The sequence below is a fragment of the Streptomyces auratus genome (genome assembly GCF_050433025.1).
In the GTDB taxonomy this organism is placed as follows: Bacteria; Actinomycetota; Actinomycetes; order Streptomycetales; family Streptomycetaceae; genus Streptomyces; species Streptomyces sioyaensis.
This window is the reverse complement of record NZ_JBNGCB010000001.1, coordinates 4,040,856-4,064,831: the sequence shown is the minus strand read 5'-3', so window position 1 is coordinate 4,064,831 and position 23,976 is coordinate 4,040,856. Positions and strand designations below refer to the sequence as shown.

Below are 23,976 nucleotides of genomic sequence, written 5' to 3'. Positions count from 1 at the left end.
TTGCACTCGCCCGCGATTCGTGGAAATGCCCTGGTGGAGCACCGGCAAGCAGTCCGGGCCGGGAACTTCCGGCCGACCGGATGCCGGCACCACTTCCCATTCGAACGCCAATTCCCTTGGTATAGGGACTAGTTGACACCACCATCGAACCGCTTCACCATCTGGAATCAGATCTGTCCAGGCACCCCAGTACTGCGCACCACCGGCACAACGCTGCACAGACTCCACTGCACTGACAGCACTCCACAGCACTCCGCTCCACTGCACTGCACAGCAACTCCGGTGTCTCCGGGCGCACCACGTGGGTGGGCGCCTTCATCCGTATCCGCTCGCTCAGCTCGCGGAGCGGGTCCGCATTCGAAAACGGGGGAAAGCGTATGAAGATCCTGTCCAGGGCCGTATTACGTGGCTGGGGCGCCGCGTTCGCCGGCCTCGTCGCCACGCTCGGCATGTCCGGGCCGGCCGCGCCCGCCGCGCAGGCCGCGACCGCAGCACCGCACTTCGCAGACGGTTTCGGCCTCACCGTCGTCAGCCAGCCGAAGTGGGCGGGTCCCGAGAAGCGCACGTTCGTCGTCACGGTGAAGTCCCGACAGGTCCCCACCTACGACGCGATGGAGGGCCAGGTCTCGGGCGAGCACGTCCTCATGGTCACCCTGCCGACCGGGTACACCGGCGCCGCCGCCACCCGCTATCCCGTGCTGTACCACCTGCACGGCGCCGGTGACCGCCCGAACTCCGTGTGGACCAAGACCCTCGCCGAACAGGCCACCAAGGGCGTTCCGCTGATCACCGTGACGCCGAACGGCAGCGGTCACGGCTGGTACGCGAACTGGCGGAACCCCGGCTCGCGCGGCCCCCAGAACTGGGAGACCTTCCACCTCAAGCAGGTGATCCCGTTCATCGACGCCAACCTGAAGACCATCGCCGCCAAGGCGGGCCGGGCGATCGTCGGCCACTCGATGGGCGGCTTCGGCGCGTTCCACTACGCCGAGGACCGGCCGGACCTGTTCCGCTACGCGGGCAGCTTCTCCGCCGACCTCGACCTCCAGTCTCCCTGGGGGCGCGGCGCCGTGGTCGGCAGCGGAGTGGTTCCGGCGTACGGCAAGCCGTACGCCGCGCCCGACGCGATCTTCGGGTCACCGTTGTGGCCCCTGGACGGCGCCTGGAACGAGGCGAGCCCCGCCCACCACGTGAAGGCGCTGCGCGGTATGGGCGTCGCGCTGTACACCGGCGACGGCGGCAACCTGTTGGACAACCCGGTCCAGGCCGCGGTCGAGAAGGGGGCACAGGTGACGACCGCGACGATGGCGGAGCATCTGAAGGCGGCCGGCATTCCGTACCGTTTCGTGGACTACGGCGACGGCAGCAGGTGGGCCAAGGGCTGCACCGGCAAGCACGCCCAGTTCCCCTGCCTGCAGGCCGACATGAACGACTACGTGAAGCTGATCATGAAGCGTCTGCGGCACCCGTGAGCAGTGCGAAAGGCCGGCCGGCGGCGCTGCATGACGGAGGGGCAGCGGCGTGAAACGGCCGTCACCGGCCACCGTGGCCCTCGGCGCGATGGTGCCTGTCGTGCGGCTGCTGCTGCTGGCCGGCGGCCTGGTGGTGGCGGGGAACGGTCTGGTCCCGGCCCGGTACGCGCCGTGGGGCCGGGCCGTGGTCCTCGCGCTGGCAGCGGCGCTCGCCGTCCGTGAGGTGCGCCGCCGGCGAACCGGCGGCGCACCGGCGGGCCGGCCGGCACTGCGCGAGGGCGGGACGCACAACGAGCTGAACGGGATCACGTACGGTCACGCGCTCATGGCCGACGTGATCAAACAGGTGACGTTCAACGACGTCCGGATGCCCCCTACTTTCAAGGGCACCTTGGACGATGCCGCGGACCGGCTTGCGGAGTCGGTCCGCAAGCAGTGGCGGGACGAGGAGGAACAGCGCAAGGTCCAGGATCCGATCCCGCTGCCGGTCCGCTGGCAACTGGCGTCCGATGCGCTGTTGGACCACTGGTCCAACATCTGCGCCGTTCGGCCCGGGGCGCTCCCCGTCCCCGGCCCCCTGCCCCTGGCCGGTCAACTGCACGAGATCGTGGACGTGTACCGGCGGATCCCGTCCGGACGGCTGGTGGTGCTGGGCCGGGCGGGATCGGGAAAATCCATTCTGACCATACGGTTCGTCCTGGATCTGCTGAAGGCCCGGACCGCCTCGACCGAACCCGTGCCGGTGATCTTCAGCCTCGCGTCGTGGGACCCGGCCATGCCCCTGCGCCGCTGGATGACCGGCCAACTGGAGCGTGACTACCCCGGACTGGCGGTGATGAGCCCCGGCCCCGGCGCCTCGACACTCGCTGCCGAGCTGGTCGAAAGGGACCGTATCCTGCCCGTCCTGGACGGGTTCGACGAGATCGCCGACGGACTCCATCGCCGCGCGCTGGAGAGACTCAACGGCCACGCGGCCATGCATCTGCTGCTGACCAGCCGTCGCGACGAGTACGCCACCGCCGTGCAGCACACCAAGGCACTCACGGCTGCCGCGGTCGTCGAGCTGACCGACCTCTCCCCGGCCGACCTGGAGCACTACCTGCCGCGCACGGCTCGTAAGGCGACCGCCACCTCGACCGGGTGGGAGCCCGTCCTCCGGTCCGTGCGCGAGCATCCGCAGGACCCGGCCGGCGCCGCGCTCGCCGCGGTGCTGACGACTCCCTTGATGGTCGCGCTCGCCCGCATCCTCTACAGCGACACCCCGGACCGCACACCGTCCGAGCTGCTGGACAGCGGGTTGGGCACGCGCGAGGCGCTGGAAGACCACCTCTTGGACAACTTCATCCCCACCCTCTACCAGGATCAGTCCCCCGCTCGCCGCGCACGCGTCCTGCACTGGCTCGGCTACCTCGCCCGGCACCTGGACCGGCTCGGCACCCGCGACCTCGCCCGGCACGTCGACGGACCCGGCATCCGCGAGCTCGCCCAGCACCCGGCCCGTCCCGGCACCCGCGATCTCGCCTGGTGGCAGCTGGGCCACAGCCTGAGCCTTTCGTCGCGCAGGTGCGTGGTCGGGCTCGTGGCCGGTCTGGCCTTCGGGCTCGTGGACGGGCTGGTGATGTGGGGCGTGACCTGGTTCGCGTTCGGGTTCGGCCCCGTGACGGGACTCATGAACGGGCTCGTGAACGGGTTCGCGTTCACCTCCATGTCCGCTCTGGCCTTCGGGATCGTGTACGGGTACAGGTATGGCGAGGCGGCATGTGAGCCGTCGCGCGTCCGCGTACGGCTGCTCGGCGGCACGAAGGAGATGCGCAAGGAGTTCGCCCCCCCGGATGGCGATCGGGCTCGCGGGCGGATTCGGCGTGGGGGCCCTGACCTGGCTCATGGCCGCGCTGGAGTTCGCGCTCGTGGTCGCGGTGCGGGAATCGCCCGGGAGTGCGGTCACGGCCTTCCTCGCCACCAGGTTCGACCAGGGCTTCAACGCCGCGCTCCTGTACGGCCTGTCGGCCGGTCTCGCGTACGCGCTGATGGCCGGGCTGGAAGCCCCCATCGACATCGAAACCGTCGCCAGCCCCCCTGACCTGCTGCGCACCAACCGTACGACGGCGCTCTTCCAACTGCTCGTGCTCGCACTCGTCTTGGGGGGCATGGGCGGGGTGCTGTACTGGACCGGGTGGTTCAACATCGCCAGCTGGGTCGCGTTCGGGCTCGTGGGTGGTCTGGGGGGCGGGTCGGCGTACGCACTCAGCATGACCGCCTGGGGTCAGTGGGTGGCCCTCTCCCGCATCTGGCTGCCGCTGACCGGGAGGCTGCCCTGGAACGTGAGCGCCTTCCTGGCGGACGCCCACCGGCGCGGCGTGCTGCGGCAGGCCGGCGCGGTCTACCAATTCCGCCATGTCCGGCTCCAGCACCACCTGACCCGCGCCTTCGGGACGACCACCCCACAAGGCGGCGCGGACCGCGTCAGGGCCGAGCGGGCCGGCTGACGAACCGGGCCGCTCGCCGTACGCCCACCGGGGGCGGAGCGGGCTCCGCTCCATCCTGCCGCCGGCCTGCCTTCCTCAGCGGCCTCCGCCCCTGCGCGCACGGACCGCAGAGGTCATCCTTCAGGCGCCTGCGAGGTCATCCTTTGGGCAGAGGCGGGGTCTGCCTCGGGGCTTACGCCCGCCCGGCGATTCTGCCCTTCGGCAGGCCGCTGATCCCCCACTTCAGAGCGACGGATCCGGCCGCCTGCGCGACCACGATGGAAGCGAGTCGAGCACCCCTTCCAGGAGTAGACATGTCGCAGGCAGCCACCACCCCCACAGCTCCCCAGGCCCCGGCCCACGCCGGGGCCGCCGCGTGGGCCGCCGGCCTGAGCAAGGTCTACGGCGAGGGCGAGACCCGCGTGGTGGCCCTCGACTCCGTGTCGGTGGAGTTCGGGCGCGGCCGGTTCACCGCGATCATGGGGCCGTCCGGCTCCGGCAAGTCGACCCTGATGCACTGCATGGCAGGCCTCGACACCATCTCGGCGGGCTCGGCCCGGATCGGCGACACCGAGCTCTCCCGCCTCGGCGACCGGCAGCTCACCCGACTCCGCCGCGACAAGATCGGCTTCATCTTCCAGGCGTTCAACCTGCTGCCCACGCTGAACGCCCTGGAGAACATCACGCTGCCGATGGACATCGCCGGCCGCAAGCCCGACCAGCAGTGGCTGGACCTGGTCGTAGCCACTGTCGGCCTGTCCGGACGGCTCCGGCACCGTCCCTCGCAGCTCTCCGGCGGCCAGCAGCAGCGGGTCGCCGTGGCCCGCGCGCTGGCGAGCCGACCGGAGATCATCTTCGCCGACGAGCCGACCGGCAACCTCGACTCCCGCTCCGGCGCCGAAGTCCTGGGCTTTCTCCGGGAGTCCGTACGGGAGTTGGGACAGACCGTCGTCATGGTCACCCATGACCCGGTGGCCGCCTCCTACGCCGACCGTGTCGTCTTCCTCGCCGACGGATGCCTTATCGACGAGCTTGCCGCCCCCACGCCCGAAGACGTCCTCAACCGGATGCGGCGCTTCGACACCAAGGGCCGCACGAGCTGACGCCGGCTCCCACGCCGGCCCCTGCGCCCCCTCATCCGTCTCGCGATGTCCCTGTCGCGTACCTCCAGGACCACCACATGCTGCGTACAGCCCTGCGCAACGTCCTTGCGCACAAAGCCCGATTGATGATGACCGCGCTCGCGGTCCTGCTCGGCGTCGCCTTCGTCTCCGGCACGCTCGTCTTCGGCGACACCACTGCCCACGCTTTCCGCAACGCCTCCGCCGTGAGCCTCAAGGACGTCGCGGTCGCCGTGCAGGCGCAGATGTCCGAACCGGAGTCCCTCCCCGCCGGTGGCCCGGCCAAGGGCGGGGAGGGCAGGCCGACCACCGTGCTGGACACCGCCCTTGCGCACAAGATCCGCGCGCTGCCCGGAGTCACTGCCGTACGCCCCACCGTCAACGGTGAGGCCATCCTGGCCGACAAGGACGGCCGCCCGGTCAACGCCGACAACCCCGAACAGCACCTCGCCACGAACTATCAGCCCGGCAAGGACGGCAAGGACAGCCGCTTCCCGCTGAAGGAGGGCCGGGCCCCCGTCGGTGGTGGCGAGCTGGCCCTGGACGCCAAGACCGCCGAGAAGGCCGGCTATCGGATCGGTGACACCGTCCGCTTCGCCACCGACGGGCCCACGCTGGCCAAGAAACTGGTCGGCATCGTCACCACCGACGACCCGCGGGTGGCGGCCGGCAGCACGCTGGCGCTGTTCGACACCACGACCGCGCAGAACCTGTTCCTCACCCCGGGCCGGTTCCACGAGATCGCGGTCGCGGCGCAGCCCGGCACCGACGAGCGTGCGCTGACCGCCCGGGTGCAGGCGCTGCTCCCCGCCGACGGGGCCAGGGCCACCAGCGGCGCCGACCTGGCCGCCAAACAGTCCGCGCAGATCACCGCGGACACCGGGTTCCTGACCAAGACGCTGCTGGCCTTCGCGGGCATCGCGCTGTTCGTCGGCGTGTTCATCATCGCCAACACCTTCACCATGCTGGTCGCCCAGCGCAGCCGTGAGATCGCGCTGATGCGGGCGGTGGGCGCCTCGCGCCGTCAGGTCGTACGCTCCGTCCTCATCGAGGCCGCCCTCGTCGGGCTCGGGGCCTCCGCCGCCGGATTCGCGCTCGGCCTGGGGATCGCCACCGCGCTGCACCCGCTGCTCAATATCGGAGACGCCGGGCTGCCCGACGGCCCGCTGGTGATCTCGCCCCAGGCCGTGCTGTCGTCGTTGGCGGTCGGCGTCGTGGTGACCGTCCTGGCCGCCTGGCTGCCGTCCCGCAAGGCCGCGAAGATCGCACCGGTCGAGGTGCTCAGCAGTGCCGGCGTGGCGCCGCCCGCCCGCACCCTGCTGGTCCGCAATGTGCTCGGCACGCTGCTGACCGGACTCGGCATGCTGGTCATGTGCTACGTCTCCACGCTCGACAGCACCGACAAGTCGAACCTGCTGATCGCCATGCTCGGCGGCGTACTGACCCTGTGCGGCGTGATCGTCCTGGCTCCCCTGCTCTCCCGCCCCCTGATCACCCTGACCGGCAAGGTCACCACCCGCTTCTTCGGCGTCAGCGGCAAGCTCGCCAGGGAGAACGCGCTGCGCAATCCGCGACGTACCGCCGCCACCGCCTCGGCCCTGATGATCGGACTCACCCTGATCACCGGTCTCACCGTCGGCGGACACTCCACTCAGCAGGCCATGGACGAGGAGGCGACCCATGGCACCACCGCCGACTTCCAGATCAGCAACAGCAACCACACCGGCTTCGTGCCCACCGACGCGGCCAAGGTGGCCAAGGTGCCGGGAGTCGCCACCGCCGCGCCCCTCACCGGCGGAAACTTCCAGGTACGCGGCCGGCTCGCCGGGATCGCCGGTACCGACCCGGCAGCCTTCGCCAAGGTCTCGGACCTGACGTTCCGCGAGGGTGCACTGGACGGCGTCCGCGCCGGCACCGTCGCGGTGTCCGACAAGTTCGCCGCGAAGAACGGCTTCGGCGTGGGCGACACGCTTGCCGCCGCCACCGACACCACCGAGCCCGGAGCGCACCCGACCACGAAGAAGCTGAAGATCGTCGCCGTGTACGAGGCGAACCCCGCTGTGCCCGACGCGCTGGGCACCCTGCAGGACGTCCTGCCGTACAGCCCCACCCACACGCTCGACAGCATCATGGTCAAGACCGAGCCCGGCAAGGCCGGTTCACTGGAGCACGATCTCCGCGCGGCGCTCGGCAACAGCCCGCTGCTCAAGGTCCAGAACACGGAACAGATCACCAAGGAAGCACGCAAGAACGTCACCACCGCCCTCAACATGATCTACGGGCTGCTCGGCATGGCCGTCGTCATCGCGGTCCTCGGCGTCATCAACACCCTGGCCCTGTCGGTCATCGAACGCACCCGGGAGATCGGGATGCTGCGTGCCATCGGACTCGACCGCTCCGGCATCAAGCAGATGGTCCGCCTGGAGTCCGTGGTGATCTCCCTGTTCGGCGCGCTCCTCGGCATCGGCACGGGCACCTTCCTGGCCTGGGCCGGCGGCCACCTGATGACCTCGTCGATGGCGACGTACGAGACGGCCCTGCCGTGGGCCAAGCTCGGCCTCTTCCTCGCGCTGGCACTGCTGATCGGCGTCCTCGCGGCCATCTGGCCGGCCCGCAAGGCGGCACGGCTGAACATGCTGGAGTCGATCCAGGCGCACTAGGCAGAGCGGCCGCTCCGGCCCGCGCGGTCCCGGGTCCCGGGCCCGAGGCGATAATGCCCCGTTGCCGTCCCATGGAGGGGCAGCAACGGGGCAGCGTCGCTCATGATGACGTCGTTACGAGACCCCGGACCATTCGCTGCGCTCGTATACGGGACCAGCCGCACCACAAAGGAACGCCGGATGAGCATGTGGACCACCAGGCTGGATGCCGCGGGCATTCATGACCCGCAGCTGCGCGAGGACTTCACCCGGCAGCGTTCACTGGTAGCCCGTTACAAACGCGCGGCCTATATCGCGGTACTTCTGCTCCTGCCGCGTCCGCTGGCGCCCCACCTGATCGCGGCCACCGCATTCATGCACCACACCGACAACCTCCTCGACCACGGCCCGCTGCCCCAGCGCGCTGCCGCCTACACGGCATGGGAGAAAGAGGTGAACGAGGCCATTGCCACCGGCGCCGGCGACCACCCCGTGATCCGCCCGCTCCTGCACACCGGCGCCTGTCACCCCCGCTTCCTCGGGTATGTCAGGGACTTTCTCCGCACCGCCTCCACCGATCTCGAATTCACGGGCTTCGCCACGGAGTCGGACTACCAGCGCTACCTCGACGCCTACTCACTGCCGGCTTTCATGCTGGTCGCCGGCCTGCTCGTGCCCGGTGACGAACCTGCCGGATACCGCGCTGCCTGCCGCACCTACATAGACGGCAGCCAGCGACTCGACTTCGTCAACGACCTCGCCGAAGACCTGGCCGACGACAGGCCGACCATCCCTCAGGAAACCCTGCTGAGCCACGGCGTGACCCGTACCGACCTCATACGGGCTCAGGACACCCCCGGAGTCCGCGCCCTGCTGCGGCACCTCCTGCAACAGGCCCGCACCGACCTGGCCGCCAGCCGCCAGGTGACCGGGTTCCTGCCGCCCGCCAACCGTCCCTTCGTCCGGGCCCTGATAGCCCTGGAAGAGGCCACCACGGATGCGGCCGAGGTCAGGGGCCCCGGCCTCCTGAAGGCCCCTGCCCGCCCCGCCGTTTCCGCCACGCTGAAGATCCTCATGCGCGAATTCCGGCACGCGCGCGGCCTGCGCCGTGGACGAGAGGGAGGATGAGCTGCTCGGGCAGCAGCAACTCACCGGCTGACGGCGAAATTCCGCTGAGCCCTCTCGTGCAGCGCGATGCCGACCGACACGGAGACGTTGAGCGACTCGGTGGAGCTGGCCATGGGAATGGAGACCGAGGCTGCGGACGCCTGCTTGAACAGGTTCGACGGGCCGCCCTTTTCGCTGCCGAACGTCAAGGCCAGCCGCTCGCGCTCGTCGCCGAGGTCCTTCACTTCGAGGTCGCCGTCGGCCTCCAGCACCATCAGCCGGATGCCGCTGTCGCGGACGAAGGAGACGGCCTCCTCGCGGCTGGCGAGCACGATGGGGAGCGAGAAGACATAACCCCGGCTGGCCCTGAGCAGACGTCGGTCGGCGATGCTCGTGAGATCGCTGTCGACGAGCACGATTCCCGAAGCTCCGAGGGCGAGCGAGGTCCGCACGATCGCCCCGATATTCCCGACGATCTTCGCTCCGTCGAGAATGACGACGTCACCGTCCCGCTTCGCGATATCGCTGAATTTGGCCGGGCGGGGAACGCGGGCGATGGCGAATGTCTTGGCCTTCCGCTCCCCCTTGAACAACTGATTGACAATCGAGGAGTCGACGAGCCGGACGGGTACCTCGTGCTGCCTGCACAGGTCGAGCAATTCGGGGGAGAACGGAGTGTTGTCGCTCCCGTAGACCTCAATGAATTGGACCCCCGCCCGGAGGCATTCCATGAGCGGTTCGGTGTCCTCGATCAACGTCGTCCTGATGTTGGACCGTGAATGCTTGGTGACGTCGATGATGCGCTGTACCGCAGGGTCGGAATTACTGGTGATCGTGTCCAACTCAGTCATGTGCCGAGTCTAGCCGTGGTCTTTCGGCCGTCGCCGTCCGTGGATGCCGCGGGCGGCTGCCCGCTGTGCCGTCGGCCTGGAGGGCAGGCGGCGTAACTGGAGTTGGCAACTCCAGATAGGTGCTACGGTGGGCTCATGGACGGAACGGATTCATCCTCGTCCCGCGGCGCACGGCGCCTGAGACGCGATGCCGAAGCCAACCGACAGCGCACGCTCCGAGCCGCTCGGGAGGTGTTCGCCGAACGGGGGTTGGGGGTGAACCTCGACGACATCGCCCGCCATGCCGGTGTCGGAGTGGCGACTTCCTACCGGCTCTTCGGCAACAAGCAAGCACTGATCAATGAGCTCTTCGAAGAGCGGGTCGATGCCTTGGCGGTGTTCGCCGAGCAGGCGCTGACGCATGACGACCCGTGGGAGGGGTTCGTCGGCCTGCTGACCATGGCGTTGGAGCTGATGGCAGCCGATCGCGGACTGCGAGAAGTGGTGTTCTCCGAGGTCGGCGGCCGTCCCCAGGTGGCGCAGGCGCGCCGCAAGTTCGTGCCCGCGGCTGACGCGGTGATGCGTCGTGCCCAGGACGCCGGCCTGCTGCGTCCGGACTTGGCGACGACCGACCTGCCGCTGATCTTCTACATGGTGAGCTGCGCAATTCAGCACACCCAGCCGGTCTCGACCGCGGTGTGGCGGCGTTACCTGACGATCGTCCTGGACGGTCTGCGCGTACGCCCCGGGCTGACGGAGATGCCGGTAGCCGCGCTCACGGCCACCGAGGAAGAGCAGGTCTCCGGTTTGAGCCCGTCCGGTTCCTGAGCGTTTCCGTCCCCCCTCATGGCTGACAGCGACGCCGAGACCGAGACCGACACCTACAGCGACGCCGACGCCACGGAGACCACGGGAACCACGGGAACCACGGAAACCACGGAAAGGAAGACATCCGTTGAAACCGACAGCTCTTGAGGTCGACTACCTGATCGTCGGGGCCGGGGCCATGGGCATGGCGTTCGCCGACACCCTCCTTGCCGAAACCGACGCGACGGTGGCCCTTGTCGACCGCTATGACCAGCCCGGCGGGCACTGGACGGTCGCCTACCCCTTCGTACGCCTGCATCAGCCGTCGGCCTTCTACGGCGTCAACTCCCGCGAGTTGGGCAGCGGCGCGATCGACCAGGACGGATGGAACGCCGGACTGCACGAGCTGGCCTCCGCCAGCGAGATCCTGGCCTACTTCGACCAGGTGATGCGCAAGACGTTCCTGCCGACCGGCAGGGTCTCCTACTTCCCCAAGTCGTTCTACGACGGCCCGGATCCGGAGCGGCCCGACGTCCAGCGCTTCCACTCCCTCGTCAGCGGGGCCGGCTTCGAGGTGACCGTCAAACGGCGGACCGTGGACGCCACCTATATGAACGTCACGGTGCCCGCCATGGTGCCGCCCGCGTACGACGTCGCTCCCGGCGTCCGCCTGATCACCCCCAACCAGCTGCCCGCACTGCAGGACCGGCCGTCCCACTACACGGTCGTCGGCGCGGGAAAGACGGGTATCGACGCGTGCCTGTGGCTGCTGAGCCGTGGCACCGATCCGTCCGACATCACCTGGATCATGCCCCGCGATTCCTGGCTGATCGACCGCGCCCACTGGCAGCCCGGGAATCTCGGCGGCGAAGCGGACGCGGCCCGCCTCCAGGCCGTGGCCGAGGCGCAGTCGGTCCAGGACCTGTTCACGCGGCTGGAGAACAGCGGCCTGCTGCTGCGGCTGTCGCCCGACATCGAGCCGACCGCCTACCGCTGTGCGACCGTCGCCCCCGCCGAACTCGCGCAGCTACGCCGCATCGACGACATCGTCCGCGCCGGCAGGGTCCAGCGCATCGACGAGCGGGCGATCGCACTTGACCAGGCCACCCTTCCCGCGCAGGCCGGAACCCTCTACATCGACTGCACCGCCGACGGCCTGGAGCGACGGCCGACGGTGCCGGTGTTCGACCACGCGCGCCTCACGTTGCAGGCGGTCGTTCCCTGCCAGCAAGTGTTCAGCGCCGCCCTCACCGCCCACGTCGAGGCGGCTTACGCCGACGACGACACCAGGAACGCGCTGTGCGCACCCGCGCAGCACCCCCACTCCGCCCTGGACTGGATACGGTTCTTCGGCGACGTCCAGGAGCGGATCAAGCGCTGGACCGCCGACCCCGCGCTCATGGACTGGCTCAGCACCTGCCGGCTCATGGGCCGCCGGCTCCCCCAGCTCTCCCCCGAGCAGCGCACCGCACTCCTGCCCATGTTCCGGGACCAGCAGCTGAAGCTGGCGGAGCTCCTCCGGCAGGCAGACGCAGTCGCGACGGTGAACTGACCGCCTGCACCACCCGCACACCGACCACGCTGCCGACTCCGAACTGGGCCTCACCCCTTGGTGGGGCCCAGTCAGTCCACGTTCTGCGCCGAGCCGGCCGGGGCGGGTCTGCTCCCGCATCGCCGCACTCATCACCTGGGTGATCACCGCTCTCGGCGGCTTCTCCATGCTCGGCACCTGGCTCTCCCGCGGAGGTGCCAAGGCCGGCAACAGCCGCCTGCCCGTCCCCGTCCTCTTCGGGCACTTCGCCCTCGCCGCGGTCGGCCTGGTCGTCTGGGCCCGCGCTGCGCGTCGCCCAGGAAACCGACGGGATCGACCTGGCCGCCGCGGAACGCGCCGCCGGACAGTTCCTGCAGGCGCTCGGCATCAGCACCGAAACCGAGAGCCTGTACGGAACACCGGGGCGCATGGCTCGCGCCTACGCCGAGCTGTTCAGCCCCCGCCCGTTCGACCTGACGACTTTCCCGAACGACGAGGGCTATGACGAGCTCGTCCTGGCCCGCGGCATCCCGGTGCGCTCGGTGTGCGAGCACCATCTGCTGCCGTTCGTCGGCACCGCCCACGTCGGCTACCTGCCCGGCCGGCGCATCCTCGGCCTGCCGAAACTCGCCCGCGTCGTCGAGCACTTCGCCTGCCGTAGCACCGCACGCGGGCGGTCGCCGGTGCTGGAGGTGTGCACGGTCTTGACGGTGGTGTAGGTCGTGGTGCCCGCCTTGCGGAACTGGAGCCGGACGGGCTGGTTGGTGAAGAGGCCCCGCCCAACGGGCAGGGCGGGGTAGTTGAAGCGCAAAGCTGAAGGCTCGGCCTTGCCTCTTCGGCGTGGAGGGGCAGCCTGGCCCGCGCCTGAGCTCCTGTTTGCGAGGCACCGGCAGCCGGGTGTGACACTTTCGCCCGGCGCGCCGCAGGGGGTGGTGCCGATCGTTTTCGGCCGCGCGGTGCCTTGATGTTTGCGGTCCCCCCGCTTCAAGTGGCCGCGCGTGGCGCGGGCGGTCCCCCCGGCCGCCCGCGCCATCGGCCCGTCTACTGCGAAGTGGCGGTCCGAGGACTTCGATGTGAAATAGCGGTGAAGGGAGTTTTGGAATCGTTCAACGGGCAATGCGCGGCACCGTGACTCACCCCAATGACGGCATACCGCAAAATCGCCCATACGGCTCCAGTGCAAACTCTCCCTACTACGGCGGATCAAACTCACCGGCTGGCGGTGATACGGCTCCGCTGCCGAATGCCGGGGCGCACGCTCCGCATGCCGGCAATTCACCCTCGTCGTACCACCCCGCCCCGGCCGACCCGTACCGCCCCGCTTCGCACACCACCTCCCGCACCAGGGAGAGTTGGCGAGGAAACCAGCAAGGCATCGGAGCGCACCGACTCGCCTTGATCATTCACAGCCTCGCGGATGTCGCCGCGGCATTTCTCGGGTTGTGGATCTTGCTGTATCTGCTCGAAGCGAATCAGGCGAATGTCTTCGTCGGCTTCGTGCGCGGTGTGGCCGACTGGCTCGCCGGCTGGTCGCAGGACATCTTCATCATGGAGACGGAAGGGCTGCGGGTGTTCTTCAACTACGCCCTTCCTGCCCTGGTTTACCTCGTGGTCGGGCATGGCGCAGCCGCCTGGCTGCGCCGCCTCTGACGGTGCTTCCGCGGAGCTCAGGGGCTCACGGGGGGCAGACGGCCCGTGTCCCCTGAGCGCCGAGGGCGGCTTCCCCACTGCCCCGCCCGCCCGGAGTTCCCCCCCCACGCGGCGAATTTCCCGGAAATCGCGATACCTGCTCCGGCCGCCGATCGGCGCCACATATTCGTTCTGCACTCGTTCTGCACGCGTTCTGCACTGCTCTTCTACACTCGTTCTGCAGTCCTGCAGTGAGGGTGCTGAGCGGGACAGTGATGCGCTGAGTCGGGGAGCGAAGAAGGCGCCGGTTTCCTTCGCCTGCCCGAATTCTCGTCATCGGCCGTTCTGCCCGTTCAGTCGCCCCCTTGCGCATTTGGCAGGACATTGCAGCCGCTTCCCTCGGGCGCTGTGCATCAGCTCGGAAACAGTCTTCCCTGAGTCGCCCCCCGGGTTGCGTACGAGACAACCGGAGAATGCACACTGCCGGGCATGAATCCAAGGCCCCATGGCAGGTACGCCGACTTCCAGGATCCGTATGAGCCCGCACATGCCGCACGCCCGCCGAATTCCTCCCCTGGCATTCCCAACCAGCGCTCCGCGGTGCCGCCCCACTCCGGAGACGGCGGGCCATATGAGTACGGACCGGCCCCACGCCGGGGCGGCAAGGTCAAGCGGATTCTGATATCCGTCCTCGTCATCCTGCTCGTGGTGGCGGCCGGCACGTATTTCTGGGCGGACTCCAAGCTGCGCAAGGAGGTCGACCTCAGCAAGGTCATCGACCGCCCGGCCGAGGGCTCCGGCACCAACTACCTGATCGTCGGCTCGGACAGCCGCAAGGGCATGTCGGCGGCCCAGCGCAAGAGCCTGCACACCGGCGGCAGCGCGGAGGCCGGCCAGCGGACCGACTCGATGATGATCCTGCACGTCGGCGCAGCCGGCCCGACGCTGATCTCCCTGCCGCGCGACTCGAACGTGACCATCCCCCGGTTCCGCGGTTCCGAGTCCGGCAAGACCAGGCCCGCGATGGGCGCGAACAAGCTCAACGCCGCCTACGCCTTCGACGGCCCGCAACTGCTGGTCCGCACGGTCGAGTACAACACCGGGCTGCACATCGACCACTATGCCGAGATCGGCTTCACCGGCTTCGCGAACATGGTGGACGCGATGGGCGGCGTCGAGATGAACCTCGACAAGGGCTTCAAGGACAAGTGGTCGGGCGCCGACTTCAAGGCCGGCAAGCAGACCCTCGACGGTGCCCAGGCGCTCGCCTTCGTCCGTACCCGGCACGCCTTCGCCACCAGCGACCTGGAGCGCACGAAGAACCAGCAGAAGTTCCTCTCGACGCTCGCGAACCAGGCGGCCGCGCCCGGCACGGTCCTGAACCCGTTCGAGCTCTACCCGGTCATGGGCGCGGGCCTGGACACCCTCGTCGTCGACAAGGACATGAACCCCTACCTGCTCGGCAAGATGTTCTTCGCCATGAAGGACGTCAACAGCGGCGAGGGCAAGTCGATGAACATGCCGATCTCCGGAAGCGTCGGCGGCAACCTCCAGTGGGACCGGCCGAAGGTCAAGCAGCTCGTGGACCAGCTGAAGAACGACGACCCGGTCACCGTCACCAGCGAGCGCTGACCGACGAGCGCTGACCGACGAGCGCTGACCGGCGCGGGCGGGGCCGGGGGGGAGGTGGCACCGCCCGCGCCGTGTGGGCGGATCCGCCGGCACGGGGGGAACGTCGGATCCGCGTCCGCCGATGACCAGTCGGCTACTCCTCCTGCGTCACCGGTTGATCGGTTGTCACACCCGCACGACCAGGCGTCTGAAAGAGCGCATATGTCCGCGCGTATCGGACGTATCGCTTGGCCGGGTAACGCGGCAGCATCCCGCGGCGCAGAACTGCATACGGGCGCGTGAGCGCCCCCGTGTGTGATCACGGCCAGGGTGACTCCTGTGGGGGGTGGCCGCCCTGGCCGCGATCGCTCTCCCTGCCCGTCGATGCGCCGCGTACGTCAGATTGCGACTCCCATGAGCCACAGCCCCGAATCCCTGCCCGTAAATGATCGGTACCGCGGCGGCCGTGGCGGCACCGCCGCACAGCGGGCGGCCCTGATCATCCACACGATTGCCGACATAGCCGCCGCGTTCTTGGGGCTCTGGATCGTGCTCTACCTGCTCGACGCGAACCAGGGCAACGTCTTCGTCCAGTTCGTGAAGGGGATGGCGGACTCGCTCGCCTGGTGGGCGCGGGACATCTTCACCATGAACACCGAAGGGCTGCGCGTCGCCCTCAATTACGGCCTGCCCGCCGCGATCTATCTGCTCGTCGGACACCTGATCGCCGGGCGCGTGCGCAGCCTCTGATTACATCCGGGTACCGGGTACCGGGAGCCGGAAACCGGGCACTGGGCTGGGCCGCTGCGGCGCTCCGCCCCCGGCCCGTCGGGAACGGGCAGGTGGCCCGCAGCCTGTGGTTCAGCTGGTGGCGGTCACGGGCGGGCAGGTGCGGTGGCGGACCCAGGCGGCGCCGGCGGCGACGGCGCCGATCATTCCGGCCGGCGCGACGGGGGCGGTGAAGAGGACCTGGTAGTACCCCACCACGGAGGCACCGAAGAGGCCGATCGCGACGCCCAGCGCGGCCGCTGCCATGAGAATGACGGGAAGAGCCTTGGTCAGGGCCTGCACGGTCGCTTCGACCAAGGGGGCGTGATGGTGCTGGAGCGTCCCGCGCACGGCGCGCCGGATCAAGAAGAAGGCGACAAGCGCGCAGAGGGGCAAGCCCACCCACATCAAAGGAACGCCGGGATTGGGGAACCGGCGCACCTCCCGCAGCACCTGTCCGTCGACCGTGGTTTGCAGGGATTCACCGCTGGGGTCCAGGAGGTGGGACCAGTTCACGAACCAGAAGGCGAGGGCGGCAAGGGCGGGCAGCACGGCGCCCTGGGCCGCCGCGACGGCGGTCTCCTTCAGGTGCCGGCGCACCGGCAGCAGACCGCGTTCGTCCGCCCAGGAGGTGGCCAGCGCCTCGACGTCCCCGCCCATGTAGTCGGTGACCGACCGGCCGTCCGCGGAGGCGGCAGCCAGGTCCGCGGCCAGCTCCTCAGCCATCTCATCGGCCGTCGCCTGTTCGACGCCGAGGCGGCGCCACGTCTCCGTGGCCGTGTGTATCGCGTCGTCGACCGTCGGTGTCATGATTCCTCCCGCGCAGGTGGGCCGATGATGGTGTGGATGCTCGTGGCGAATGCGCCCCAGTCGCGGCTCCACGACCGGAGCATCCGCAGGCCCGCTTCGCTGGGCAGGTAGTAGGTACGGGCGGGCCCCCCGCCCCCGCTGCGGCGTTCGACCGTGACCAGCTCGCGTTTACGCAAGCGCGCCAGCGCCGGGTAGATCGAGCCGTCCGCGACATCGAGCCCGGCCTTGGCGAGCCGGACGGTCATCTCGTACCCGTAGACCGGGGCCTCCGCCATCAGGGCCAACAGGCACATATCCAGTACCCCTCGCAGCCACTGGGCGCGGGGGGTGGACGTCTCTTCCATGGCCGGTACCGTACACAGCAAGAGTCATGCACTACAAGCTAGTGCGGTGCAAGGTAGGGCATTCTCCGGATCTCCTGGGTCAGGGGCCCACACGGCCTGCCTCCCGGGCTCCAACGGGACCTTCCTTCCTCAGCCCCCTGCCCTCTCTCGGAAATGCCGGGCGGAACATCCGAGTTGGGGGAGGTATTCGCGAGCGGCTGTGTTGTGACGGCTTTACGTTGCTCTGTTCACAAGGGCGCCGGATTGGTGACCATCTCTCGCCACCAGTGACATTCCAGGGGCGCAGCGCGCTGGAAGGAGTGACCCGCTTATGAGGGTCGAGGCGCTCGCTCTTCTGCGGAGGTACGCGGGCGCCGACCGCAGGAGCGGGCCGGTTCCCCCCGTGCCGGCCCGCTCCAGCGCGCATGCGGCAGCCCGGCGTCCCACGTCCGGCAATGCCCCGCGGGCTGCCGTCATCAGTTGACGGCTTGCCGGGCATTCACGTCGGCGACGAGCGACTGCCGGTTCTACATCCGGAGGATCCTCGTGCTGAGGCATTCTTTGGTGCAGCTGGCCCGCAGAAAGTGGATGAGGTCAATCAGGCGAAGCGCATGCTGTCATGCAGAGCGCCGATGACGTTCGTCGCGAGACGCGGGTGTCGGTGCCGGCTCCGCGCTCGGTGCCACTTGGCACCCCGGAGTTCTGAAATCCGTATTCTCCCGGCCCAATAACCAACACCTTGCACTCAAGGGACCCAAGCGGGCGCACTCGGATCCCCATTTCATGCCGGTCTTTTCACCCAGTCGATGAGCCGAGCCCAGCAGCCGCCCCTCGATCGGCCCGGCCGACTCCCTGGGTACCCAGGAGCGTGTGTGCGTCGCGACGCCCCGCTCTGTCGGGCCGGCGCCGATTCCGATCGAGTCGTCGCCTCGACCGTGCGTGCACGCTTGCGTTCCGCGGGCTCACACATGCACCGCTGAGCCGTTGGCACACCCATGAGAACTTGGTCCACATGCCTTCCGCAGCCCTCATGGGTCAACTTCCGGCACGACCGACAGACAGCACGTTGACACATGATTACTCTCCCTTGGCCCTTCGTTTGACATACGACATTCACGCCATCGCCACAAGGAACTCCAGAATTCACACCCTCTCCATAAACGGCTGACTTGCGCCGGCGCGGGTCGCGATCACGAAGTCGAATCACGATCCAAGCGGCCTCGCCGGCGGTCGTAAATATCCGGACACGAGAGGCAGACGCCGCAAATCCGTCGCGGAGAGTATCTTACCAAGTAGTGCCAAGTGACCTGTTTGGAAAAATTCCCCGAGTTGCTTGGCGCACCGAAACAATGATTGCATCGCGCCCGGTCGAGGAATGGAGGCACAGCGCCTTCTGTCACTGCCCGCCACCGCATTGCTTTTCAGGCCGTCGACCGGGCCGGCGGGGCAGGAATCGAGAACAGCAACCGCTCTCCCCCAACGGGTGGTACGCCAGTCAGGAGGGAGCAACGTGGGTTGCTCGCACGCCGCAGGATGCCCCCTTTTCCCCCTACTCAGGGCGAGCTTGCAAGGTTGGCGCGAGTACTACTGCGACAGCGCGGATCGATGGCTCGGCTGTGCGCGCTACCAGATGTCACTCACCGGCGAGCGCGTGCCGATCAGCCTGCTGCCCAACGGAGCCCAGGCGCGGCACCTCGAAGCCCCGGCCGAGGGGGGCCAATCCAGCGCCACCCGGACGACCCGGCCACCTGAGCAGTCAGGACCTGCAACCGCGAGACCGGAGGCCATGGCCCAGTTCGGGGCAACACCTACGCAAGCAGGTGACTGGCATCACCAACCGTCACCGTCACCACAGGTTGCCCGACCTTCGGACAGCCTCGCTGCGCCCGGCTCAAAGCGCGGCTGGTGGACTCGATTTGCCGATTGGATGAGAGGACCCGCATGAGTGCCTACTGGCCCTGGTGGGCGGGCGCTATCGGGCTCGCTCTGATCACCATCAACCACACCCTCATCACCGATCGGTCTCTCGGGGTGTCGGCCGCGTGGGATCGCGTGTTGCACTGGCGTCGCGAACGCCAACTCGAGCGGATGGACGAGGAGTTCACCGACGACCAAGCTCTGGCCGAGGCGCTTGCCGCAGCCACGGCGGAGCACTTCGGCACCGGCACCGGCGCGTCCACCGTGCCGCAGGATCCGTACGAGAAGTCGCCGCCGCTCGAAGCCGAAGCCGAACCGGCAGCGAGTGAGCGCCCGGCAGCCACGAGCCTGCGCCCGGCCCCGCTGGTCACTCAGGCCGCCCTGCTGATGTCGATCTTCCTCGGTGGGTTCATCGCCGCGGTCGCCTCCGGGCGGTTCCACCTCCGCTACGACATGGGCCCGGGTTTTCGGGACCTCGTCACCGCCGATTCGACCACCATGATCGCCATGCTGTTCGTGGGAGGTGTGCTGGTCGGCTTCGGCACTCGGCTGGCCGGTGGGTGCAGCTCCGGCCACGGACTCAGCGGCTGCGGCCGCCTGCGGCCGGTCAGCATCGTCGCGACCGCCGTGTTCTTCGGCACCGCCGTCGCGGTGTCGTTCCTCCTGTGGAAGGTGATCTGATGCGCACCCGGGGCGCGATTCTGCTGGCCAACATCATCACCGGACTGGCCCTCGGTTATACCGTCACCAACATCGGTTTCGGCGACTACGCCGAGCTGAACCGCATGTTCACCTTCCAGGACCTGCGCATGTTCCTGACCTTCGCGGGTGCTGTGGTGATCCTCGTGTGTGCGTTCCTTCTGCTGCGGGTCCGCCGCACCCCAGGGCGCATCCACGCCGGCGTGATCCCCGGCGCGGTGTTGTTCGGTACGGGCTGGGCGATCTCAGGTGGGTGCCCTGCAATCCCGATCATCCAGGTCGCCAGCGGCTACCTGCCTGCCCTGATCACCATCGTCGGCGTCATCGTCGGTATCCGGTTGTGCCGCTGGGCCAACGCCCGGTACTTCCACCTCGACCGCGGCTCCTGCGGGCTGTAATCAAGCACGCCCACCGACACGAGCCATGAAGGTCGGGGCTCTCGCTTGGCTCAGCGAGAGACTGTGGGGGTCTCTCCAACGGGCAGCCGCGGAAAGCCGAAGCGCGGCGGCCCGAAGGTCGCTGTCATGGCCGGGGCGGCCACCGCCCCGGTCGGGGCCGCTGGTTACGGCGCATACGACCGCATGGGCGACTCATCGGCCACCGTTTCCAAGCCGTGCCCCGGCTGAACACCAGCCCGCCCAGCGCAACCGAGGTGCGGGCCGTCACCCGGAACTTCCTCGAATTCTGGGCGGGGGACGACGCCCGGCGGCCGCGGAGATTTGAGATGACGGCCGATCAAATCGCTCAGGAGGGTCTGGCGGACGCCAACTCGGTGCGTTAGTCGGCCCCTTATGGCACGCAACTGGCACGCGGCCCAGAATGATCCAGACAACAACTAAGCCCCAGGTCGCTGACCTGGGGCTTCCGTATGGAGCGGGTGACGGGAATCGAACCCGCGCTCTGAGCTTGGGAATCAGGGGGCTTCTGTGCACCCACGCCCTTGCTGACCAGGTAAAAAGGACGCTGCTCCGGCTGGTGAGGACGAAGAAGTTTCCCTTTGCTGACCGTGGTTTACCGCTCGAACTGGCACGACACAGGCACGACGGTCTGAGTGGCTGCGGCAGGGGGCGTTTTCGTGGTCGTCGGGTTGCCGGGGTGCGTGGGGAGTGTGGCTCGGTCGTGCGCGGATTGCTTGTGTGAAGTGATGCTCCTAGGTGGGTGCAAGCGGGGTGGGCGCGGCTGCGATGCGCCCGCATCCGCGTCGAATCAACTCGGTTCGCAGCTGCTTCGTACTTCGGTGAGACGTGCGTTCAGAGTCTTGGTGGCGTTGGGGACCAGTCGTGCTACTGCCCTGTCGATTACGTCCGGCCGCGAGAAGAAACGTGCGGCCACCGCCGGGGCCGCTCGAACGGCCACGATCTCAGCGATGGCCGTCTGCTGGCCGGTGGAGAGTGAGGGGGTCGGCCGGGGATGCACAGGGTCACCAGGGCGGCCAGCACGGCACCGGCTCCTCCGAGAACGAAGCCGGTGCGGAAGCCCGCCTGGCTCGGAACGGTGACCGACCCCATGCGGGTGGTCATGTGGGCCAGCACGACACCGACCACGGCGCTGGAGGCCGAGGTGCCGATGGAGCGCATCAGGCTGTTGAGCCCGTTTGCCGCCGCCGTTTCGTCCACCGGGACCGCACCCATGATCAGCATGGGCACGGCCGCATAAGCCAGGCCGATGCCGGCGCTGACGACGCTGGAGACGACCAGGACACCCCACAGATGACCCATCAGCGGCAGCGCGAGGGCGTAGCCCGCCGCGATGACCAGGGTGCCCAGCAGCAGCGACGTCTTCGGCCCGCGCGCCGCCGAAAGCTTGGCCGTGTATGGCGAGACCGCCATCATGACCAGACCGGAGGGGGCCATCCACAGGCCGGCGGCCATCATGGACTGGCCGAGCCCGTAGCCGGTCTCCTTGGGGAGGGCGAGCAGTTGGGGCGCGATCAGCGACATGGCGTACATGGAGAAACCGACGGCGACCGAGGCCAGATTGGTCATCAGCACCTGCTGCCGCACAGTGGTCCGCAGGTCGACCAGCGGGGCCGACGTACGAAGTTCCCACCAGCCCCAGGCGAGGAGCACCACGATCGCGGCCGCCAACAGGCCGAGCGTGGTAGGGCTGCTCCATCCCCAGTCGGCTCCCTTGGACACCGGCAACAGCAGGCAGACCAGGCCCGTGCCCACTCCCAGTGCCCCTACCAGGTCGAAACCTCCGGCTGCGGTGGCCGGTGTGCCGGGAACGAGGAACAGCACGAGGAGCGCCATGACTATGCCCAACCCTGCTGCGCCCCAGAACAGCACATGCCAGTCGGCGTGCTGCGCGATGAGTGCCGCGGCAGGCAGGCCGAGTGCGGCGCCGACGCCGAGGGAGGAACTCATCAACCCCAAAGCGCCACCCAGCCGTTCCGGCGGAACGACGTCGCGCATCAGGCTGATGCCCAGCGGGACCACGCTCATGCCCATGCCTTGCAGGGCTCGGCCCACCACCATGGCTGTGAGTGAGTCCGTCAGGGCGCAGCTCACGGAGCCGAGCACCAGCAGGGCGATGCTGACGAGCAGCAGACGCCGCTTGCCGTAGAGGTCGCCGAGGCGGCCGATGACCGGGGTGGCCACCGCGCCCGCGAGCAGGGTCGCCGTGATGGTCCAGGAGGCGTTGCCGGCAGTGGTGTGCAGGAGGCGGGGAAGGTCGGGGAGGAGTGGCACGACCAGGGTCTGCATCAGCGAGACCGTGATCCCGGCCGCGGCGAGCACGCCGATGACGGCGCTGCTGCGGGTGGTTGATGTGGTCGAGCGGTGTTTGCTCACGGGGCGGACTCCTACGGTGCGCCGAATGGCAGACGAGCGGGGAACAGGTGGCGGGCGACATGGTCGGCCGGGGATATCAGGGGCGGCCGATGGTTCACCTGCATCTCGGACAGAGGTGACAGCTGCGGCTGACGGCACACCGGTGCTCGGCCGGTCAGCCGGCGTCGGCAGCGACGGCACCGTCTCGGTCGACTGGCCGAGACGGTGCTTCTCTCAGGTCACCAGGTCACCGGCAGTTCGAACACGCCGTTGATGTTCGCCCATGACTTGAACGGGACGTCTTCGACAGGGATGGCCAGTCGCAGTGTGGGGATGCGGCGCAGCAGAGTTTCGAAGATCACGTGTAGTTCCATGCGGGCGAGCGGCTGGCCCATGCACTGGTGCACTCCGTAGCCGAAGGCCATGTGGTCGCGGGCTTGGCGGTGGATGTCGAAGCGGTCCGCATCGGGGTAGTGGGTGTCGTCGCGGTTGGCGGCGAAGTTGAGGGGGATGATTCCTTCTCCTGCGGGGATGACCACGCCACCGACTTCGAGGTCCTCGGTCGCCACGCGTGTCACCACCAGGTGGACGATGGTGAGGTAGCGCAGCAGTTCTTCTATGGCGTTGGGGATGAGTGCGGGGTTCTGCTGCAGTTCGGCGAGCTGGTCGGGGTGTTGCAGCAGGGTCAGGGTTCCCAGGGCGGTCATGCTGGCGGTGGTGTCGTGGCCCGCGACGGTCAGCACCAGGGCGATGTTGGCCACCTGCTCAGGCGGGATGACGCCCTCCCGGGCTGCCTTGACCAGCTGCCCGAGGATGTCGTCGCCGGGGTCCTCGGCGGCTTCCCGCGCGGCGCCCAGCCGGGACACGTACGCGTGGAGTTCCGCGTGCGCGTTCCGGGCCTCGTCCATGACGGTGGGGTCGGAGCCGTCGCCCCGGTGTCCCAGCTGCTCGGCGATCTTGTTGAAGAACGCCTGGTCCTCCACCGGTACGCCCAGGATCCAGCTCAGTACGGTGGAGGGCACCGGCAGCGCCAGCGCTTGGACCAGGTCGATGGGGCGGTGCGGGTTGGTGAGCATCGCGTCGATGGCGTCGTCGACCAGCGCCTGGACCGCGGGGCGCATTGCCTCCACTCGCTTGACCTGGAAGTTCTTCGACAGCAGGCGGCGGTAGAGGGTGTGTTCCGGCGGGTCCATCCGCAGGAAGGAGCGGGTGTTGTCGGGCGCCGATTCCTCATGGCTGGAGAAGATCAAGGGGAATCCCGGGTGGCGAATGTCGGCGCTGACCCTCGGGTCGGCCAGTACGGCGCGGACATCGTCGTAACGGGTGACCAGCCAGGCCGGTTCGCCGGCCCTGGTGGTCACCCTGGTGACCGGGCGCTCCTCACGGAGCCAGGCGTAGATCTCCGGCGGGTCGAAGGGGAGGCGCGGCCAGGGGAAGGACGTGGCAAGGGTGACTTGCGCGGTTTCCGGGTTCATC

General features: G+C 68.6%; 20 protein-coding genes and 1 pseudogene. 15 read left to right on the top strand and 6 right to left on the bottom strand.

The features are described 5' to 3' along the window. Positions 1-377 precede the first annotated feature (377 nt). The 6 genes from BKA18_RS17680 (at position 378) to BKA18_RS17655 (ending at position 8,825) form a co-directional block, all read left to right on the top strand. Positions 378-1,472, top strand: coding sequence for an alpha/beta hydrolase (locus BKA18_RS17680; RefSeq protein ID WP_366046952.1), 1,095 nt, complete (start codon positions 378-380; stop codon positions 1,470-1,472). Between the two features lie 49 nt (positions 1,473-1,521). Beyond that, positions 1,522-3,552 carry an NACHT domain-containing protein gene (locus tag BKA18_RS17675; protein WP_366046953.1) on the top strand — a complete coding sequence of 677 codons (2,031 nt, stop codon included), beginning with the start codon at positions 1,522-1,524 and terminating at the stop codon, positions 3,550-3,552. Further along, positions 3,500-3,958 (top strand): hypothetical protein, encoded by a 459-nt coding sequence (locus BKA18_RS17670; protein ID WP_366046954.1) that lies wholly within the window; start codon positions 3,500-3,502, stop codon positions 3,956-3,958. The genes BKA18_RS17675 and BKA18_RS17670 overlap by 53 nt, the downstream gene beginning before the upstream one ends. A gap of 293 nt (positions 3,959-4,251) precedes the next feature. After that, the gene (locus BKA18_RS17665) at positions 4,252-5,040 is read left to right on the top strand and encodes an ABC transporter ATP-binding protein (RefSeq protein WP_366046956.1); all 789 of its coding nucleotides are present in this window, start codon (positions 4,252-4,254) and stop codon (positions 5,038-5,040) included. A 77-nt stretch (positions 5,041-5,117) separates the two neighbouring features. After that, complete coding sequence (locus tag BKA18_RS17660; RefSeq protein WP_366046957.1) at positions 5,118-7,718, top strand: ABC transporter permease; 2,601 nt, start codon at positions 5,118-5,120, stop codon at positions 7,716-7,718. Positions 7,719-7,898: 180 nt separating this feature from the next. Further along, positions 7,899-8,825 (top strand): squalene/phytoene synthase family protein, encoded by a 927-nt coding sequence (locus tag BKA18_RS17655; protein WP_366046958.1) that lies wholly within the window; start codon positions 7,899-7,901, stop codon positions 8,823-8,825. Between the two features lie 20 nt (positions 8,826-8,845). On the opposite strand, the gene nshR is transcribed toward BKA18_RS17655, so the two are convergent. Next, positions 8,846-9,655, bottom strand: a complete 810-nt coding sequence (gene nshR / locus BKA18_RS17650; RefSeq protein WP_366046959.1) for an NshR/TsnR family 23S rRNA methyltransferase — start codon at positions 9,653-9,655, stop codon at positions 8,846-8,848. 135 nt (positions 9,656-9,790) lie between these two features. Between nshR and BKA18_RS17645 the strand changes: the two genes are divergently transcribed. The 7 genes and pseudogenes from BKA18_RS17645 to BKA18_RS17615 all read left to right on the top strand — a co-directional run bounded on the left by BKA18_RS17645 (position 9,791) and on the right by BKA18_RS17615 (position 15,962). After that, the gene (locus tag BKA18_RS17645; protein ID WP_366046960.1) at positions 9,791-10,462 is read left to right on the top strand and encodes a TetR/AcrR family transcriptional regulator; all 672 of its coding nucleotides are present in this window, start codon (positions 9,791-9,793) and stop codon (positions 10,460-10,462) included. 18 nt (positions 10,463-10,480) lie between these two features. Then, a complete protein-coding gene (locus tag BKA18_RS17640) occupies positions 10,481-10,609 on the top strand; it encodes a hypothetical protein (RefSeq protein WP_366046961.1) in 129 nt (42 codons plus the stop codon). Next, positions 10,590-11,993 carry an NAD(P)-binding protein gene (locus BKA18_RS17635; protein WP_366046962.1) on the top strand — a complete coding sequence of 468 codons (1,404 nt, stop codon included), beginning with the start codon at positions 10,590-10,592 and terminating at the stop codon, positions 11,991-11,993. Before BKA18_RS17640 ends, BKA18_RS17635 begins: the two co-directional genes overlap by 20 nt. 284 nt (positions 11,994-12,277) lie before the next feature. Further along, positions 12,278-12,649: pseudogene (locus tag BKA18_RS17630) on the top strand (GTP cyclohydrolase I); the annotation flags it as partial. A gap of 697 nt (positions 12,650-13,346) precedes the next feature. Then, positions 13,347-13,622, top strand: a complete 276-nt coding sequence (locus tag BKA18_RS17625) for a hypothetical protein (protein WP_366047064.1) — start codon at positions 13,347-13,349, stop codon at positions 13,620-13,622. A 468-nt stretch (positions 13,623-14,090) separates the two neighbouring features. After that, a complete protein-coding gene (locus BKA18_RS17620; protein ID WP_366046963.1) occupies positions 14,091-15,233 on the top strand; it encodes an LCP family protein in 1,143 nt (380 codons plus the stop codon). A 393-nt stretch (positions 15,234-15,626) separates the two neighbouring features. Beyond that, a complete protein-coding gene (locus BKA18_RS17615; RefSeq protein WP_366046964.1) occupies positions 15,627-15,962 on the top strand; it encodes a hypothetical protein in 336 nt (111 codons plus the stop codon). A gap of 111 nt (positions 15,963-16,073) precedes the next feature. Here the strand turns inward: BKA18_RS17615 and BKA18_RS17610 are convergent, their stop codons facing one another. The 3 genes from BKA18_RS17610 to BKA18_RS36600 form a co-directional block, all read right to left on the bottom strand. After that, positions 16,074-16,790, bottom strand: a complete 717-nt coding sequence (locus BKA18_RS17610) for a hypothetical protein (RefSeq protein ID WP_366046965.1) — start codon at positions 16,788-16,790, stop codon at positions 16,074-16,076. Next, on the bottom strand, positions 16,787-17,134 hold the full coding sequence (locus BKA18_RS17605) for a PadR family transcriptional regulator (RefSeq protein ID WP_366046966.1): 348 nt from the start codon (positions 17,132-17,134) through the stop codon (positions 16,787-16,789). Before BKA18_RS17605 ends, BKA18_RS17610 begins: the two co-directional genes overlap by 4 nt. Positions 17,135-17,894: 760 nt before the next feature. Further along, positions 17,895-18,188 (bottom strand): hypothetical protein, encoded by a 294-nt coding sequence (locus BKA18_RS36600; protein WP_488169140.1) that lies wholly within the window; start codon positions 18,186-18,188, stop codon positions 17,895-17,897. Positions 18,189-19,054: 866 nt separating this feature from the next. On the opposite strand from BKA18_RS36600, the gene BKA18_RS17600 reads away from it, so the two are divergent. Both BKA18_RS17600 and BKA18_RS17595 read left to right on the top strand, forming a co-directional pair. Beyond that, positions 19,055-19,711 carry a YeeE/YedE family protein gene (locus BKA18_RS17600; protein ID WP_366047065.1) on the top strand — a complete coding sequence of 219 codons (657 nt, stop codon included), beginning with the start codon at positions 19,055-19,057 and terminating at the stop codon, positions 19,709-19,711. Further along, positions 19,711-20,127 carry a YeeE/YedE thiosulfate transporter family protein gene (locus BKA18_RS17595; protein ID WP_006604602.1) on the top strand — a complete coding sequence of 139 codons (417 nt, stop codon included), beginning with the start codon at positions 19,711-19,713 and terminating at the stop codon, positions 20,125-20,127. Before BKA18_RS17600 ends, BKA18_RS17595 begins: the two co-directional genes overlap by 1 nt. A 900-nt stretch (positions 20,128-21,027) precedes the next feature. On the opposite strand, the gene BKA18_RS17590 is transcribed toward BKA18_RS17595, so the two are convergent. Next, positions 21,028-22,521, bottom strand: a complete 1,494-nt coding sequence (locus BKA18_RS17590; protein ID WP_366046967.1) for an MFS transporter — start codon at positions 22,519-22,521, stop codon at positions 21,028-21,030. A gap of 218 nt (positions 22,522-22,739) precedes the next feature. After that, a complete protein-coding gene (locus tag BKA18_RS17585; RefSeq protein WP_366046968.1) occupies positions 22,740-23,975 on the bottom strand; it encodes a cytochrome P450 in 1,236 nt (411 codons plus the stop codon). Position 23,976: the final 1 nt, after the last annotated feature.

Coding starts and splice junctions, on each gene's coding strand:
- BKA18_RS17660 (WP_366046957.1), top strand. CDS start 5,118: ATGCTGCGTACAGCCCTGCGCAACGTCCTTGCGCACAAAGCCCGATTG.
- BKA18_RS17595 (WP_006604602.1), top strand. CDS start 19,711: ATGCGCACCCGGGGCGCGATTCTGCTGGCCAACATCATCACCGGACTG.
- BKA18_RS17645 (WP_366046960.1), top strand. CDS start 9,791: ATGGACGGAACGGATTCATCCTCGTCCCGCGGCGCACGGCGCCTGAGA.
- BKA18_RS17585 (WP_366046968.1), bottom strand. CDS start 23,975: ATGAACCCGGAAACCGCGCAAGTCACCCTTGCCACGTCCTTCCCCTGG.
- BKA18_RS17665 (WP_366046956.1), top strand. CDS start 4,252: ATGTCGCAGGCAGCCACCACCCCCACAGCTCCCCAGGCCCCGGCCCAC.
- BKA18_RS17600 (WP_366047065.1), top strand. CDS start 19,055: ATGAGTGCCTACTGGCCCTGGTGGGCGGGCGCTATCGGGCTCGCTCTG.
- BKA18_RS17655 (WP_366046958.1), top strand. CDS start 7,899: ATGAGCATGTGGACCACCAGGCTGGATGCCGCGGGCATTCATGACCCG.
- BKA18_RS17640 (WP_366046961.1), top strand. CDS start 10,481: ATGGCTGACAGCGACGCCGAGACCGAGACCGACACCTACAGCGACGCC.
- BKA18_RS17620 (WP_366046963.1), top strand. CDS start 14,091: ATGAATCCAAGGCCCCATGGCAGGTACGCCGACTTCCAGGATCCGTAT.
- nshR (WP_366046959.1), bottom strand. CDS start 9,655: ATGACTGAGTTGGACACGATCACCAGTAATTCCGACCCTGCGGTACAG.
- BKA18_RS17605 (WP_366046966.1), bottom strand. CDS start 17,134: ATGGAAGAGACGTCCACCCCCCGCGCCCAGTGGCTGCGAGGGGTACTG.
- BKA18_RS17680 (WP_366046952.1), top strand. CDS start 378: ATGAAGATCCTGTCCAGGGCCGTATTACGTGGCTGGGGCGCCGCGTTC.
- BKA18_RS17610 (WP_366046965.1), bottom strand. CDS start 16,790: ATGACACCGACGGTCGACGACGCGATACACACGGCCACGGAGACGTGG.
- BKA18_RS17670 (WP_366046954.1), top strand. CDS start 3,500: ATGGCCGGGCTGGAAGCCCCCATCGACATCGAAACCGTCGCCAGCCCC.
- BKA18_RS36600 (WP_488169140.1), bottom strand. CDS start 18,188: ATGTGTCAACGTGCTGTCTGTCGGTCGTGCCGGAAGTTGACCCATGAG.
- BKA18_RS17615 (WP_366046964.1), top strand. CDS start 15,627: ATGAGCCACAGCCCCGAATCCCTGCCCGTAAATGATCGGTACCGCGGC.